The sequence below is a fragment of the Enterovirga rhinocerotis genome (assembly GCF_004363955.1).
GTDB lineage: Bacteria > Pseudomonadota > Alphaproteobacteria > Rhizobiales > Beijerinckiaceae > Enterovirga > Enterovirga rhinocerotis.
In genome coordinates, this window is record NZ_SNZR01000015.1 from 127,790 (window position 1) to 141,875 (window position 14,086).

General features: G+C 69.1%; 13 protein-coding genes and 1 pseudogene. 6 read left to right on the forward strand and 8 right to left on the reverse strand.

Annotation, left to right across the window (positions count from 1 at the left end; all coding sequences use genetic code 11):
* Window positions 1-32 precede the first annotated feature (32 nt).
* Complete coding sequence (locus EV668_RS19555; RefSeq protein ID WP_133773270.1) at window positions 33-506, reverse strand: GNAT family N-acetyltransferase; 474 nt, start codon at window positions 504-506, stop codon at window positions 33-35.
* Between the two features lie 3 nt (window positions 507-509).
* Window positions 510-938 (reverse strand): nucleoside deaminase, encoded by a 429-nt coding sequence (locus EV668_RS19560; protein ID WP_342636842.1) that lies wholly within the window; start codon window positions 936-938, stop codon window positions 510-512.
* Between the two features lie 352 nt (window positions 939-1,290).
* On the opposite strand from EV668_RS19560, the gene EV668_RS19565 reads away from it, so the two are divergent.
* Together EV668_RS19565 and rsmD are read left to right on the forward strand one after the other, a co-directional pair.
* A complete protein-coding gene (locus tag EV668_RS19565) occupies window positions 1,291-2,679 on the forward strand; it encodes a pseudouridine synthase (RefSeq protein ID WP_425359640.1) in 1,389 nt (462 codons plus the stop codon).
* Between the two features lie 9 nt (window positions 2,680-2,688).
* Window positions 2,689-3,246, forward strand: a complete 558-nt coding sequence (rsmD, locus tag EV668_RS19570) for a 16S rRNA (guanine(966)-N(2))-methyltransferase RsmD (protein WP_133773276.1) — start codon at window positions 2,689-2,691, stop codon at window positions 3,244-3,246.
* A gap of 16 nt (window positions 3,247-3,262) precedes the next feature.
* On the opposite strand, the pseudogene EV668_RS25065 reads toward rsmD, so the two are convergent.
* Window positions 3,263-3,385 (reverse strand): annotated as a pseudogene (locus EV668_RS25065) (IS5/IS1182 family transposase); the annotation flags it as partial.
* A 209-nt stretch (window positions 3,386-3,594) separates the two neighbouring features.
* Between EV668_RS25065 and EV668_RS19580 the strand changes: the two are divergent.
* Window positions 3,595-4,029, forward strand: coding sequence for a GNAT family N-acetyltransferase (locus EV668_RS19580; RefSeq protein WP_133773630.1), 435 nt, complete (start codon window positions 3,595-3,597; stop codon window positions 4,027-4,029).
* A gap of 67 nt (window positions 4,030-4,096) precedes the next feature.
* Here the strand turns inward: EV668_RS19580 and EV668_RS19585 are convergent, their stop codons facing one another.
* Complete coding sequence (locus tag EV668_RS19585) at window positions 4,097-5,113, reverse strand: DUF3616 domain-containing protein (protein WP_133773278.1); 1,017 nt, start codon at window positions 5,111-5,113, stop codon at window positions 4,097-4,099.
* Window positions 5,114-5,184: 71 nt separating this feature from the next.
* Window positions 5,185-6,189, reverse strand: coding sequence for a KpsF/GutQ family sugar-phosphate isomerase (locus EV668_RS19590; protein WP_133773280.1), 1,005 nt, complete (start codon window positions 6,187-6,189; stop codon window positions 5,185-5,187).
* 240 nt (window positions 6,190-6,429) lie between these two features.
* Here EV668_RS19590 and EV668_RS19595 point away from each other — a divergent pair, with 240 nt between their 5' ends.
* Window positions 6,430-7,902 carry an outer membrane beta-barrel protein gene (locus EV668_RS19595; RefSeq protein ID WP_166652556.1) on the forward strand — a complete coding sequence of 491 codons (1,473 nt, stop codon included), beginning with the start codon at window positions 6,430-6,432 and terminating at the stop codon, window positions 7,900-7,902.
* A 28-nt stretch (window positions 7,903-7,930) separates the two neighbouring features.
* On the opposite strand, the gene EV668_RS19600 is transcribed toward EV668_RS19595, so the two are convergent.
* From EV668_RS19600 to EV668_RS19610, 3 genes are read right to left on the reverse strand one after another with little or no spacing between them, the layout of a single operon-like run.
* Window positions 7,931-8,668 carry a GntR family transcriptional regulator gene (locus tag EV668_RS19600; protein WP_133773284.1) on the reverse strand — a complete coding sequence of 246 codons (738 nt, stop codon included), beginning with the start codon at window positions 8,666-8,668 and terminating at the stop codon, window positions 7,931-7,933.
* 14 nt (window positions 8,669-8,682) lie between these two features.
* Entirely contained in the window at window positions 8,683-9,816 is a 1,134-nt protein-coding gene (locus EV668_RS19605; RefSeq protein WP_133773286.1) for an ABC transporter ATP-binding protein, read from the reverse strand.
* A gap of 4 nt (window positions 9,817-9,820) precedes the next feature.
* Window positions 9,821-10,825 carry an ABC transporter substrate-binding protein gene (locus EV668_RS19610; protein WP_133773288.1) on the reverse strand — a complete coding sequence of 335 codons (1,005 nt, stop codon included), beginning with the start codon at window positions 10,823-10,825 and terminating at the stop codon, window positions 9,821-9,823.
* Between the two features lie 275 nt (window positions 10,826-11,100).
* On the opposite strand from EV668_RS19610, the gene EV668_RS19615 reads away from it, so the two are divergent.
* Together EV668_RS19615 and EV668_RS19620 are read left to right on the forward strand one after the other, a co-directional pair.
* The gene (locus EV668_RS19615) at window positions 11,101-12,765 is read left to right on the forward strand and encodes an ABC transporter permease (protein WP_245513324.1); all 1,665 of its coding nucleotides are present in this window, start codon (window positions 11,101-11,103) and stop codon (window positions 12,763-12,765) included.
* A 51-nt stretch (window positions 12,766-12,816) separates the two neighbouring features.
* A complete protein-coding gene (locus EV668_RS19620; RefSeq protein WP_133773290.1) occupies window positions 12,817-14,052 on the forward strand; it encodes a CaiB/BaiF CoA transferase family protein in 1,236 nt (411 codons plus the stop codon).
* Window positions 14,053-14,086 lie beyond the last annotated feature (34 nt).

A 14,086-nucleotide genomic window follows, 5' to 3' on the forward strand; every position in this document is an offset into this window, starting at 1 on the left:
CGAGGCCGATGGCCGACGGCTTTGGCGTCGTGTCAGCGCGCGAGCGCGAAGATGGTCAGGCCGGCGACGTCCTCCTCGATCGGCAGCCAGCGCCGCGAGACGTAGAAGGCCGCTTTGGAAGACTTGGCGCAGAGATAGACCCTGTCGAAGCCCGCCTCGAACGCTTTCGCCGCCGCGGCCGCGAGCAGGAGGGTCCCGGTTCCCGAGCCGCGATGCGCGGGATCGACCCACAACGCCGCGATCCAGGGGCGGTAATCCGGCCGCTCGTCCATGTCGCTGTCGATCAGCGAGACCGTTCCGGCGAACCGCTCGCCGATCGTGGCGACGAGCGTGGTGGGGATCGTCTCCCGCCCGAGGCTCTCCCCGACCCGCCCGTCGATCTCGGCGAGCGGGACGCCCTGGTCCTGCCACCAGGCCCGCCAGATGCGGTCTGCCACCGTCTTGCGGAACTGCGGCCGGTCGTCGAGAGGCGCGATCCGGAGGGGTGGGTCCAGGGTCTTCGGCATCGCTTAGCGCCGCCCCGCGAAGAACGCCCGCAGCAGCGCCGCGGCCTCGCTCTCGCGGATGCCGCCATAGACCTCCGGCACATGATGGCAGGTCGGGTGGGAGAAGACGCGCGGGCCGTGCTCGACCCCGCCGCCCTTCGGGTCGGATGCCGCGAAGTACAGGCGCCGGATGCGGGCATGGGCGATCGCGCCTGCGCACATCGCGCAGGGCTCGAGCGTCACGTAGAGATCGCAGCCCGTGAGCCTTTCCTCGCCGAGGGCGCGGGCGGCGGCGCGGATCGCGACCATCTCGGCATGGGCGGTCGGGTCGTTGTCGGTGCGCGTGCGGTTGCCCGCGGCGGAGACGATGCGTCCGTCGCGGACGACGACGGCGCCGATGGGTACCTCGCCCGCCGCTTCCGCGAGGCGCGCCTGGGCCAGCGCCTCCGTCATGGGGCCGGGTCTCGGCCCACTCTCGTTCGACATCGCTCCGGAACGCCTCGCGCTCGTGAATCCGCTCTGCTATCAGCACCCGATGACCGACACCAATGACGACCATCCGCGACCGCCGCGAGGCGCCCGCGCGAGGGACGACCGACGCCCGGCCAAGGGCGGGCGTCCCTTCGACAAAGCCTCCGGGAAGCCCCCGGGGAAGGCTCCCGGCCGATTTCCCGGAAAACCGGGCGGCAAGGGGCCCGGCAAGCCCCGTTTCGGAACCGGCCCGGCCCGATCGGGCCCGGATGGGGCGCCGCGCGATCCGGGCCGCCGGGTGGCCCGGCCGGCGGCATCGGACGCGCAGCCGGTCGTGGAGGCCGTTCCGAGCGAGGAGCGCATCGCGAAGGTGATCGCGCGGGCCGGCGTCGCCTCGCGCCGCGATGCCGAGGCGATGATCGAGGCCGGGCGCGTGACGCTGAACGGCGCGCCGCTGACCTCGCCCGCGATCAATGTCGGCCCGAACGACGTGATCACGGTCGACGGCGAGGCGCTTCCCTCGCGCGAGCGGACGCGGCTCTGGCTGTTCCACAAGCCGCGCGGCCTCGTGACGACGTTCCGCGACCCCGAAGGGCGGCCCACGGTTTTCGATTCGCTGCCGGAGGAGATGCCGCGCGTGGTCGCGATCGGCCGCCTCGACATCAACACCGAGGGGCTGCTGCTCCTCACCAATGACGGCGGCCTCGCCAAGGTGGTCGCGCATCCGGAGACCGGCTGGACGCGCCGCTATCGTGCGCGTGCCCGAGGCGAGGTCACGCAGGCCGATCTCGACCGGCTGCGCAAGGGCATCACCATCGACGGGATGGAATACGGACCGGTCGAAGCGGTGCTCGACCGCGTCCAGGGCGACAACAGCTGGATTTCGATTTCGCTCCGCGAGGGTAAGAACCGCGAGGTCAAGCGCATCCTCGAGCATCTCGGCCTCCAGGTGAACCGGCTGATCCGGCTCTCCTTCGGCCCGTTCCAGCTCGGAGAGCTCGAGTCGGGTCTGGTCGAGGAGATTCGGACCAAGGTCCTCAAGGAACAGCTCGGCGAAAGCCTCGCGGCCGAGGCCGGGGCGGATTTCGAAAGCCCGGTCCGAACCCCGATCGCGCCGTTCGGCAAGCCCGCCCAACTCCAGGCGCGGCCGCCGCGCTCGCGGAACGCGGCCCTGCGCGGCGAGCAAGGCCGTCCCGAGCGTCCGCCGCGCCCCGATTTCGACCGTCCCCCTCGGGCCGCGCCGTTCGAGCGCGGCGATCGCCGGAGCGCCCGGCCCAAGGAGCAGCGCGAGGAACGTCCGCGAGATCTCGTCTGGCGTGCCGATGACGACGCCCGTCCGTCGCGCCCGCCCCGCCGCGATCGCCGCGAGGACCCGAAGGCGGAGCGCGCCGCCTCGGCCTCGAAGCCGCGCAGCCGCGCGAAGCCGATCGAGGGAGGCGAGGGGCGCAGGGTCCTCGTGGAGCGCATCGTCGCGCCGCCCCGCGAGGAGCGGCGTCCCCGAGCCGAGAACGTCGATCGCCGGCGCTGGAAGGACGAGGCGAGCGACCGCAGCGAAGGCGGTTTCCGTGGCGGCGGCAAGGGCCGCGGCGCACCGGCGGCTCCGCGCGGCGGCTTCGGCGGACGGCCGGGCCCCGGGCGCCCCGCCGGAGGCGGCAAGCGGCCCTCGCCCGGCGATCGCCCCCGTCCGGGCGGCCGGCCCGGTCCGCGTCCGCCTCGTTCCTAGGCCGCACCGATGAGGATCGTCGGCGGGCGCTGGCGGGGCAGGGGGCTTGCCGTCCCCGATGCCAAGGCGCCGATCCGGCCGACCTCGGACCGGCTGCGCGAGACGCTGTTCAACGTCCTGATCCACGGCCACGACGATGCCGTGCGCGGCGCGCGGGTGCTCGACCTCTTCGCGGGGACGGGCGCGCTCGGCCTCGAGGCGCTGTCGCGGGGGGCGGATTTCGCGATCTTCGTCGACGAGGGAGCGGCGGCGCGGGGCCTGATCCGGCAGAATGTCGAGACGCTGGGAGCCGGCGGCATGAGCCGCCTCTTCCGGCGTGACGCGACCCGGATGGGCGCGGCGGCGCCGAACCCGCCCGTGTCGCTCGTCTTCTGCGATCCGCCCTATGGGCGCGATCTCGCCGGAGCCGCGCTGCTCTCCTGCCGCGACGGCGGCTGGTTGGCGCCCGGGGCTCTGGTGGTGGTCGAGGAGGCGGCGGCCTCCGGCTTCACGCTGCCCGAGGGCTTCGCGGAGATCGACCGCAGGCGACAGGGCGAGAGCGAGATCGTGTTCGGCCGTCTGGCCTGAGGGTCCGTCCCGAAACTCATGACGCTCGCGCGATGCGGCGGGTGAGGACGATGGCGGCTGCGTAGAGGAAGGCCGTCGCAGAGGCGATGGTGGCTTCGGCGTCCGCCGAGAGCCGTCTGTTTCGATTGATCCGGGCGAAGCAGGCTATTCCTCCGCGCATGACGTGGAAGATCGCGTTGACGCTCTCGCATATCGAAGTCCCGCGCGACTATATTGCCGGCGAGTGACGGGGGTCCTTATCGCTCGCTCCAAGATGGCCTGAACGACCTTTTGGGATCACGAGCGACCCGGCTGCTCAATCTCCTCGTGGGAATCACCACCCGAAAGCGACGATCGGCCCGAGCTATGATGCATGTTCCTGGATACGAAATATCGAGGGATCCGAGTCGACTCGATCGCGACGTCATCTATCGGTTCCTATCCGAGGAATCATACTGGTGTCCCGGCATTCCCCGCTCGGTGGTGGAGACCTCGATTGATCATTCGCTCTGCTTTGGCGTGTACCATAACGGGGCGCAGACTGGCTTCGCACGCGTCATCACGGACCGGGCGACGTTCGCCTTGGTCGCAGATGTATTTGTCCTGCAGCCTCATCGTGGAAAGGGGCTGTCGAAATGGCTCATGCACGAAGTAATGCAGCATCCGGATCTTCGGGATCTTCGCCGGCTGTTGCTGCTGACATCAGACGCCCATTCGTTTTATAAGCAATTCGGCTTCAACGAAATCGGCAATGCGTGGCGTTTCATGGAAGTCCTTAAACCCGACGCGTATAAGCGAGCCTAAATCGCCGCTGCCCCCACGAACCGGCAGTCGACATCCCAGCAATGCGGGATGAGCTGTGCGAGCCTGCCTATCGCTCGACGCGGAACTCGACGGGGCCGCCGTTCTCGACGCTGTCGAACAGGACGAGCGTCCGGAGGGTGGTGCCGGAATCCTCCAGCACGATCAACGCTTCCGCCTTGTCGGCCGGGCCGATGCCCGGCAGCGTGCCGAGCTTTCGCGCGCGCTCGGAGCGCCCGTCCCAGAACCAGATGGCCGGCGTGACCGGTGGTTCGTCCGCGGCAGGCCGGCTCGCGATCTGGCCCGACAGGACGAGAACCCCGCCCTCGACCGCGGCGAGGTCGCGGATCCCGGCGCCCTTCTCGAGGCCGACGCGCCGGACGGCGATCGCGGGGGCGTTGTCGTCGAACGCGCTCGTGACGGGGAGGCTCACGACGAACGCGTCGCCGCCGGGGGCGGGCGAGCGCAGCCCGAGGAGGAGATTCTCGCCGTCCACGGCGACGCCCTCGACCGTGACGCCGCCCGCTTCGGGGCTCTTTTCCGCATGGGCGGCGAGGTCGGGATGCGCGCGGATCGCCGCGCGAAGCGCCGCGCTCCGTGTGATCTCGGCGGCCACGACCCTGTCGTCGAAGGAGAAGCGCGGCTCGCCCGTCCGACCATCCACCGGGATGCGGAAGAGGAAGAAGGTGGACGCACGGACCTTGCCGCGGCGCGAGGCGCCGTGCGAACCCGCGACGTAGTAATGCGACGATGCGCCGTCCCGGCCCCGCACCACGGCGACGCCTTCGGCGTCGATGTCCTTCATCTCCTGGCCGTCGACCTCGGCCGGAAGGAGCCGGATCACTCGCCCGGGAACGAGTGTCCGGCCTTTCAGCGTGAAGAACTGAGCGTATTGGGTCTCGTCGTTGACGACGAGGCAATTCGTCGGCGTCGCACACGCGGCACCGCTCAGCGAGGTGCGGGCCTTCTCGCTCTTTGCGAAGGACGGGGCGACGGCCCAGTCTCCGATGCGCGTGACCTCCGCCTGGGCTTGCGTCCCGAGCGCCAGCGACGCGAGGAGAAGGGCTCCAGCGCAGCTCGACCTCATCGGATCACCCTCCCAGAACCATCAGGCTGCCGGATCAGTCACGCATGGCCGATGCTCTGCCCGCAGGGCGGTCAGGCAACGCCCGCGCGCAGAAGATCCAGAACGTGGATGAGCCCGACGGGCCGTCCCGCCTCGACCACGACGAGCGCCGAGATCGAGCGGGATTCGACGATCTCCAGCGCCTCGCCGAGCAGCGTGTCCGGCTCGATGGTGGTCGGACCGCGCGTCATCACCTCGTCGACGCTCATGGTGAACAGCGTCGCGCCCATGTGGCGGCGAAGGTCCCCGTCGGTCACGATCCCCGCGAGGCTTCCGTCCGGACCCGTGACGATGACGCAGCCGAAGCCCTTCTCCGACTGGATGACGAGCGCCTCGGTCATCGGCGTGCCGGCCGGGACGACGGGCAGCCGCTCGCCCCTGTGCATCACGCTCGAGACCTGTTTCAGCTCGGCCCCGAGCTTTCCGCCCGGATGGTAGGCGTGGAAGTCGAGGGCGGAGAAGCCGCGCTCCTCCAGGAGGGCCACGGCCAGCGCGTCGCCCATGGTCAGGGTCATGGTGGTCGAGGTCGTGGGCGCCTGGTTGTTGGGGCAGGCTTCTCGCGCTCGCGGAAGCGCGAGGCAGATGTCGGCCTCGCGGCCGAGCGTCGAATCGGCATTCGAGGTGAGGGCGATCAGCGGCACGCGGCGGCGCTTCGCGTAGGAGAGGATGTCGGCGAGCTCCCGGGTCTCTCCGGACCAAGAAAGCGCGAGGATGACGTCGTCCGGCTGGATCATGCCGAGATCGCCGTGGCTCGCTTCGCCCGGATGGACGTAATAGGCGGGCGTTCCGGTCGAGGCCAGGGTGGCGGCGATCTTGCGGCCGATATGGCCGGACTTCCCCATGCCCGTGACGACGACGCGCCCCTTCGCGGCGGCGATGCTTTCGACGGCTGCGGTCAGGCTGCGGCCGAGCTCTCCGTCCATGGCCTCGCGCAGCACGTCGAGGCCGTTGCGCTCCGTTTCGATGGTGCGGGCGGCCGATTCCACGGCGGAGCGGCCGCCTTGGGCGACGGGCCGGGGTCTCACGATGCTGGTCATTTGCCGCCTTTACCAGCTTCCCCCGCGCTCCGCGAGGCACCGGAGCGCAGCCCTCCGGCGCTTACCGGGGATTAACCAAGGCCGTTGTAGGTCCGTTAACCATGCTTGGCGTCGCGGCCGAGCGAGAGGTGTGTCCTGTCGGCTTCACGGCGCCATATCCGATCTTCGGCTCTTGCCGCAGCGGTCGCCTTGCTCGGCGGCAGCCTCGCGGCCGTGCCGTCATCGGCGCAGGACCTGCCGGTGCGCGGAGCAACCCCGGGACAGCTTCCGGGCGGCGCGGGTGCCGCCGGGACCGACCCGGTCGCCGCAGGCCTTCTGCGCCCCGGCCTGTCCGGGCCGGCCGATGAGGGTACGGCGGCTCCGCCTGTCTCGACGACCACCGGTTCGGCAGCGCGGCAGGCGCTGAGGCCGCCGCGGACGAGGCGCAGCGGGTCGCCCGTCTCGTCTCCGGTCCGGGGTCCCTTCCGCGCGACGATCGCGCCGCCGGAGGTCGCGCCCGACGTCCAGCCGCTCCAGACCGGCGTTCCGGACCCCTCCGTGACGCCGCCGCCGCGCCGTCGCCCGGCCGCCATCGACGACCCCTACGCGCCGCTCGGGCTGCGGGTCGGCAGCGTGACGCTGACGCCGATCCTCGGGCAGTCCTTCGGCTACGATTCGAATCCCAACCGCACCCAGGTGAACCAGAACGCGTCGGCGGTCTCGCGCACGGAGCTCGAACTCGGCGTGCGGAGCGACTGGTCGCGGCACGAACTCTCCGGCAACCTGCGCGGGGCCTATAACGAGTTCTTCTCGAACAAGGAGGCCAACCGCCCCGAAGGCTCCGGCGAATTGCGGCTCCGCCTCGATGCGACGCGCGACACCCAGATCGAGATCGAGGGGCGCTATCTCATCGATACGCAGCGGCCCGGATCGCCCGACCTCAACGCCTCCGTCGTCCGCCGGCCCGTGGTCTATTCGGAGGGCGGCACGGTCGGAGTGACGCATCGCTTCAACCGGCTGGTCGCGTCCCTGCGCGGCACGATCGACCGCTACGATTACGAGAACGCCAAGCTGACGAACGGCACGACGCTCGACCAGAGCGACCGCGCCATGACGGCCTATGGTCTGCGCGGCCGGCTAGGCTACGAGATCCATCCGGGCCTCATTCCCTTCGTCGAGGCGTTCGTCGACACGCGGCGCTACGACAGGAAGATCGACAATTCCGGCTATGCCCGCTCCTCCGACGGGACCGGCATCCGCGCCGGCACGAGCTTCGAGATCACGCGCAAGCTGACCGCCGAGGTCTCGGCCGGCGTCTCGACGCGGAGCTACGAGGATCAGCGGCTCGGCACCCTGACCAGCCCCATCGTCGATGCCTCGCTGATCTATTCGATGACGCCGCTCACGACGATCCGCGCCAACGTCGCCTCGCTCGTCGACGAGACGGCGGTGCCGGGCGCAAACGGCATCCGGGTGACGCGGGGCTCGCTCGAAGTCGCGCATGATCTGCGCCGGAACGTCACGCTCACGGCAGGGCTGCGCGCCTCGGACGCGGCCTATCAGGGCGCGAATATCGACGAGCAGCTCTGGGGCGCCTATCTGCGCGCCGATTGGCGGCTCAACCGCCAGGTCGCGCTGCGCGCGAGCTACGCGTACGACAACCTCCGCAGCAGCTCCCCCGGGGCGAGCTACGTCTCGAACGTCTTCCTGCTGGGGGTCCGGCTGACGCCGTGAGGCGGCGCGACCGGTGCTCGGAGCCGGCTCAGAGGTTGTTGAACTTGTAGTTCCGGATGATGTCCATCTGGACGGCGCCCCCCCGCCGGCGATGCTCGCGCATCAGTTCCGAAGCCCGCTCGGAAGCGCCCTCTCGAATGGCGGCGATGATGTCGTGGTGCTCCTGGATCGACTTGGCCGGCTGCGGATGGGGTTGCAGGCGGAGCGTGAACAGGCGCGCGCGATGCACCTGGTCCCAGCAATTCGAGACGATCTCCCGGAGCCGCCGGTTGCCGGAGAACTCGACGACCTTGAGGTGGAATGCCTCGTCCTCGAGGGCCCATCGCTCGATGTCGCCGCCGTCGAGGCTGGTCGTCATCAGCTCGCAGATCGCGGTCAGTTCGTCGATCGCGTCCGGAGGAAGCGCGGCGGCGGCGGCGAGCCCGGCCGCGGTGCTCTCCAGCGAGACGCAGACCTCGTAGATCTCCCGCATGTCGGTGAGGGAGACGGGCACGATCCGCACGCCGTGGCGCGGGATGATCTCGACGAGGCCCTCGTTCTCGAGGCGGATCAGCGCCTCCCGCACCGGTGTCCGGCTGACGCCGAGCATGGTGGCGAGGTCCTGTTCCAGGATCTGCGAGCCCGGCGCCAGGTCGCTGTCGATCACCTTCCGGCGCAATTCGCCGTAGACGCGGTCCGTCGACGTCCTGCGCAGCCCCGCCTCGGTCGAGGCCGGAGGACGGTCCGGCCTCGCATCGTCTGACGTGGCGCGGGCGTCGTCCGCCATCAAATCCGGCTCCTTCAGACGGCCTCGATGCGGCGATCCGTCGAAGCCTCGGCCGGAAACGACCAGCACAGATCGGCCGGCAGGGTCAACGTGACCTCATGGCCCTGGTCGAAGCGTGGCATGGTGCCGAGTTCGACGACGTCGAGTTCCGTGCCGAGGACCGCGACGCGGTAGACGCTCTGCCCGCCGTGAAACCGGCGTTCGACCACACGGGCCCGATGCTGATCAGGCTCGAGGCTGGAGGGCGGCGTATCGAGGAGGCGGATGTTCTCCGGCCGGATCCCGACGCTGACGGCCTCGCCATCCGCCACGTCCTTGCCGAGCGTCGCCAGGATCGGCCCCGCCCCGCCCGACAGCTCGATCGAAGCGGTTCCGCCCGATCGCGACCGGACCCTGCCCTGCAGCATGTTGGTGACGCCGGTGAAATGCGCCACGAACGCGTCGGCGGGCCGATTGTAGAGATCGGCCGCCGCGCTCATCTGCAGCAACTCGCCGTCCTTCATCACGCCGATGCGGTCGCCGATGACGACGGCCTCCTCCTGGTCGTGGGTGACGTAGAGCGCGGTCAGTCCGAGCTTCTTGATGATCGTTCGCAGGTCGTCCCGGAGCCGCAGCCGGAGCTTGGCGTCGAGGTTCGACAGCGGCTCGTCCAGGAGGATGATGCGCGGCTCGTAGACGAGCGCGCGGGCGAGCGCGACGCGCTGCATCTGCCCGCCGGAGAGCGAGGAGACGGAGCGGTCGAGGTAATCCTCGAGGCCGACGAGAGCGAGTGCCTCCTCGACCTTCCGGGCGATCTCCGCCCGTCCGAGACCGCGCCGGGCGAGCGGATAGGCGACGTTCTTCGCCACCGACATGTGCGGCCAGACGGCGTAGGACTGGAACACCATGCCGATCTGCCGGTGCTGCGGCGCGACGTTGATGCGCTGCTTCGAATCGTAGGCCGCCTCGGTGCCGATCAGGATCGTGCCGTCGGTCGGCTGTTCGAGACCGGCGACCATGCGCAGGGTCGTCGTCTTGCCGCAGCCCGACGGGCCGAGGAGGACGATGATCTCCCCCGGCGCGGCGGCGAAACTGACGTCCCGGACCGCCGGCCTCAGGCCGGACCCGAAGGATTTCCAGAGGTGGTTGACCGCGAGGGCTGCCGCCATGATGTCAGTTCCGGTAGCCGAAGATCTCGTCCCATTCCTTGATCCAGGGATCGCGGAGCGCGGCGAATTCCTCGTTGCTCGGGGTCCAGACCTTGACGTCCTTCGGTGCCCCTTCCGGAAGCTTCGTTCCCTTGAGGAGCGACATGCCGCCGAGCTTCTCGACCATGACGTTCTGGCCTTCGCGCGAAAGGCTCCAGTCGAGGAAGAGCTTGGCTGCGTTGGGATGGGGAGCGTCCTTGAAGATGGCGGCCGCGCCGGGGGCCGCCGGCAGGCCTTCGGTCGGATAGATCACCTCGATCGGCGCGCCCTGGGCCTTCAGCGAATTGGCCGTGGCGAGCAGGAGCTGCGCGACCTGGACCTCGCCGCGGACGACGGCCGAGGAGGCCGGACCGTTCGATTCGAATAGGCGCGGCTTCAGCTTGGCGATCTCGCGCCAACGGTCCTCGCCGAATTCCTTGCGCTGCTGCATGGCGGCCGTCCAGCCGCTGCCCCCCGAGCTTGCCAGGATGAGGCCGACCTTGCCGCCGAAGCGGGGGTTCATCAGCTCCTTCCAGGTCGCCTCCGGCGGCGGCGAGACGATCGCCGGATTGTAGGCGAGCCCGTAGACGAACTGGGTGCGCGGCCACAGCTTGGGCGAGCCCATCGCCGAACGATCCCAATCGGCGGCGTTGGGCGGCTTGTAATCGGCGAAGAGGTGGTCGATCCGCGTCGCGAGCACCCGCTCGGTCAGGTCGACCACGTCGGCGGTGAGCTTGCCGGCGGCCGCTTCCGTCTCGATCCGGGTGAAGAGCCGCGCTCCGGGGGCGCGGACGATGTCGACGGTGATGCCGGGGAACTTCTTCTGGAACTCGGCCGCCACGACCTGCTCGTTGTCCAGCACGACGCTGCTGTAGAGCACGACGCGGCCTTCCTTCTTGGCCGCCTCGACGAGTTCCTTGGGGCAGCAATCCTGTGCCGCCGCGCTTCCGGCCGCCATCGCGATGAGCCCTGCGAGCGCCAAGCCTCTCATTCCGTTCTCCTCCCGCCGGGCAGTTTCCGCCCTTTTACGGCGGCAACAATAGGGGAGGTGGGATCGTCCGACTAGCCCGCATACAAAGGAAAATGCGAAGTCTTTCTTTCAATCGGACGCGGTAGCGTATACACAGTCCCCAACAAAACAGAGGAAACGGAGGGCGCTATGCGGCGACGGTTGGAGGTCGCGGTTTGAGCGCGGTCGCGGGTGCAGCGACCGCCGCTGGATCTCGGCGCTGGCGCGCGAGCGGTCCCTGGTATGGGCGGGCCTGGGTGGCGCTTCTCGCGCTGATCCTGGTGGCGCTCGTCGCCTATCCCATGGTGATGCTGGTCCTCGGCTCGCTGACGAGCGTCAATCCGGCCCTGGAAGGCTTCTCCTCCGCGCTGACCCTGCAGAACTTCTCGGAGGTGTTCGGAAGCTCGATCGTGCGCGCGGCGGCGCTGAACTCGATCGTCGCCTGCGGTCTCGGGACGTTCTTCGCTGTCATTCTCGGCGTGTCGCTGGCCTGGATCGTGGCCCGCACCAACACGCCGGGACGCGGCTGGGTCGAGATGGCGGCCATCATGCCGCTCTTCCTGCCGCCCCTCGTCGCGGCGGTCGCTTGGTCCTATGTCGGTTCCCCGACGACCGGCATCGTGAACGTCGTGTTCAAGCATTGGGGCTGGAGTATTCGCCTCAATCTCTATTCGCAGGCCGGAATCATCGCGGTCTTCGCGATGTACTACGCGCCCTACGTCTACATGTTCGTCGTGGCGGCGCTGAAGAACATGGATCCGACGCTGGAAGAGGCCGCCCAGATGTCCGGGGCCGGCCCGGTCCGCACCATGCTGACCGTGACCTTCCCGCTCGTCGCGCCGGCGATCCTGTCGGGAAGCCTGCTCGCCTTCATCGTCATGTTCGGGATCTACGGCATCCCGGCGGCGCTCGGCACGCCCGCCCGGCTCGACTTCCTGACGACCTATCTCTTCAAGCTGACCTCGTGGACGCCGCCGCTCTTCAACACGGCTGCGGCGGTCGCGCTGCTGCTCGTCTTCGTCACCGGGATCTGCGTCGCGCTTCAACATTGGGCGCTGGCCGGAAAGAGCTTCGTCACCGTCTCGGGCAAGTCGTTCCGGCCTCGCCAGCTCGATCTCGGGCGCTGGCGCTGGTTCACCTTCGCCATCGCGACGCTCTATGCGCTGATCGCCGTCGTCCTGCCGTGCTTCGGGCTGCTGGTCGCTGCGTTCCGCAAGTTCCTGTTCATCCCGACCCTGCCCAGCCTGTTCGAGGCACGGCATTACTCGACCGTCCATTTCGAGAAGCTCTGGGCGAGCCCGCTGGTCTGGCGCTCCTTCCGCAACACGCTGGAGGTCGGCTTCCTCAGCGCGTTCGTCGGAGGCCTGCTCGCCTTCGCGCTGGCCTATACGATCAACCGCACCCGGCTGCCCTTCCGCCGGACCCTCGACATCCTGGCGACGTCTCCCGTCGCCGTGCCCGGCCTCGTGATCGGCGTCGCCTATCTGTGGGCCTGGATCGCCTTCGCCGGTGCGCTCTGGGGCACGACGGCGATCCTCGCCCTGGCGCTGGTGGCGCGCTTCCTTCCCGACACGCTGAAGGTGCTCAGCGGTTCGATGGGCCAAATCCATCCGGAGCTCGAGGAAGCGTCGCGCGTCTGTGGCAGCGGCGTGCTGCGGACGATCGGCCGCATCGTCGTGCCGCTGACGGCGCCGGGCCTGATCTCGGCGATGAGCCTGCTCTTCATCCTCTCGATCCGAGAACTCGGCTCCTCGCTGTTCCTCTTCACGAACTCGACCATCGTCATGCCCGTCCTCTTGCTCGACTTCTACGAAGGCGGCGATTCCGGCGCGACGGCGGCGTTCAGTGTGCTTCAGGCCCTCATCCTCCTGGTCGTGCTGGGGTTTGCCAACGTCATCAGCCGCGCCGTCGCACGGCGTTGAACGAATGGATGCGATAACGTATACGTAACGGAACGATCCGGAGATTTCCCGATGACCGCTCCTTCTTCCGACTCTCCGCTGCCGCCGATGCCCCTGCAGGGCGTGAAGGTGGTGGACATCGCCGGCTTCCTCGCCGCGCCCATCGGCGCCATGTTCCTGGCCGATTACGGGGCGGACGTGACGAAGGTTGAGCGTCCCGGCACGGGCGACGAGTCTCGCTATTGGGGGAACGCCAAGGACGGGGTCGGGCTCTATTACAAGGTGCTCAACCGCAACAAGAAATCGGTCGAGGCGGACATGCGCACGCCCCTCGGCGTCGAGATCGTCAAGCGCCTCGTCAAGGACGCCGACATCCTCGTAGAGAACTACCGGCCGGGAACGCTCGAGAAATGGGGCCTCGGCTGGGACGTCCTGTCGGAGATCAATCCGAAGCTGATCATGCTGCGCATCACCGGCTTCGGCCAGTACGGGCCGAACTCCGCCCGGCCGGGCTTCGGCACGCTGGCCGAGGCCTATGCCGGCTTCGCCTATATCAACGGGCCCGCGGACCGCCCGCCTGTCCTGCCCGCCTTCGGCCTCGCCGATTCGACGGCCGGCCTGATGGGCGCCTTCCTGTGCATGGTGGCGCTCAAGGGGCGCGACGTGAACGGCGGCAAGGGGCAGTTCATCGACCTCGCGCTCTACGAGCCGCTCTTCACGCTGCTCGGGCCGCAGGCCGTCAATTTCGACCAGCTCGGCCTGATCCAGGAGCGCAACGGCAGCTTCCACTCCTTCACGGCGCCGAGGAACTGCTACCGCACCAAGGACGGCAAATACGTCGCGATCGCGGGAGCCTCGCAATCGACCTTCGAGCGGATGTGCGAGGCGCTGGAATGCCCGGACATCCCGAAGGATCCGCGCTTCAAGGGCAACCGCGACCGGATCGACAACAACAAGGACCTCGATCCGCCGCTCGCCGCGGCCGTCGAGCGCTTCACGCTCGATGAATTGCTGGAGCGCTTCATCCAGGCCGAGGCTGCCGTCGCGCCGGTGAACAACATCGCCCAGATCTTCGAGGACGAGCATTTCCAGGCCCGCGAGAACATCGTCGCCGTCGACGACGAGGAACTCGGCGGCCCGGTCCGGTTCCAGAACGTCGTCGGCAAGCTCTCGGCGACGCCGGGCCGCGTTCTCCATGCCGGACCGAAGCTCGGCTCCAGCAACCGGGCGATCCTCATCGACCGGCTCGGCTTCACCGAGGACGAACTCGGTATCCGCGCGAAGCCGGACGACCGCGACGCGGCTTGAGCCCGACGGCGCATTGCCGCCAGGAGAACCCTTG

Excerpts from the sequence above, each read along its gene's own strand:
- rsmD (WP_133773276.1), top strand. The coding sequence starts at position 2,689 with ATGAGGATCGTCGGCGGGCGCTGGCGGGGCAGGGGGCTTGCCGTCCCC.
- EV668_RS19610 (WP_133773288.1), bottom strand. The coding sequence starts at position 10,825 with ATGAGAGGCTTGGCGCTCGCAGGGCTCATCGCGATGGCGGCCGGAAGC.
- EV668_RS19560 (WP_342636842.1), bottom strand. The coding sequence starts at position 938 with ATGACGGAGGCGCTGGCCCAGGCGCGCCTCGCGGAAGCGGCGGGCGAG.
- EV668_RS19600 (WP_133773284.1), bottom strand. The coding sequence starts at position 8,668 with ATGGCGGACGACGCCCGCGCCACGTCAGACGATGCGAGGCCGGACCGT.
- EV668_RS19555 (WP_133773270.1), bottom strand. The coding sequence starts at position 506 with ATGCCGAAGACCCTGGACCCACCCCTCCGGATCGCGCCTCTCGACGAC.
- EV668_RS19585 (WP_133773278.1), bottom strand. The coding sequence starts at position 5,113 with ATGAGGTCGAGCTGCGCTGGAGCCCTTCTCCTCGCGTCGCTGGCGCTC.
- EV668_RS19590 (WP_133773280.1), bottom strand. The coding sequence starts at position 6,189 with ATGACCAGCATCGTGAGACCCCGGCCCGTCGCCCAAGGCGGCCGCTCC.
- EV668_RS19605 (WP_133773286.1), bottom strand. The coding sequence starts at position 9,816 with ATGGCGGCAGCCCTCGCGGTCAACCACCTCTGGAAATCCTTCGGGTCC.
- EV668_RS19580 (WP_133773630.1), top strand. The coding sequence starts at position 3,595 with ATGCATGTTCCTGGATACGAAATATCGAGGGATCCGAGTCGACTCGAT.
- EV668_RS19620 (WP_133773290.1), top strand. The coding sequence starts at position 12,817 with ATGACCGCTCCTTCTTCCGACTCTCCGCTGCCGCCGATGCCCCTGCAG.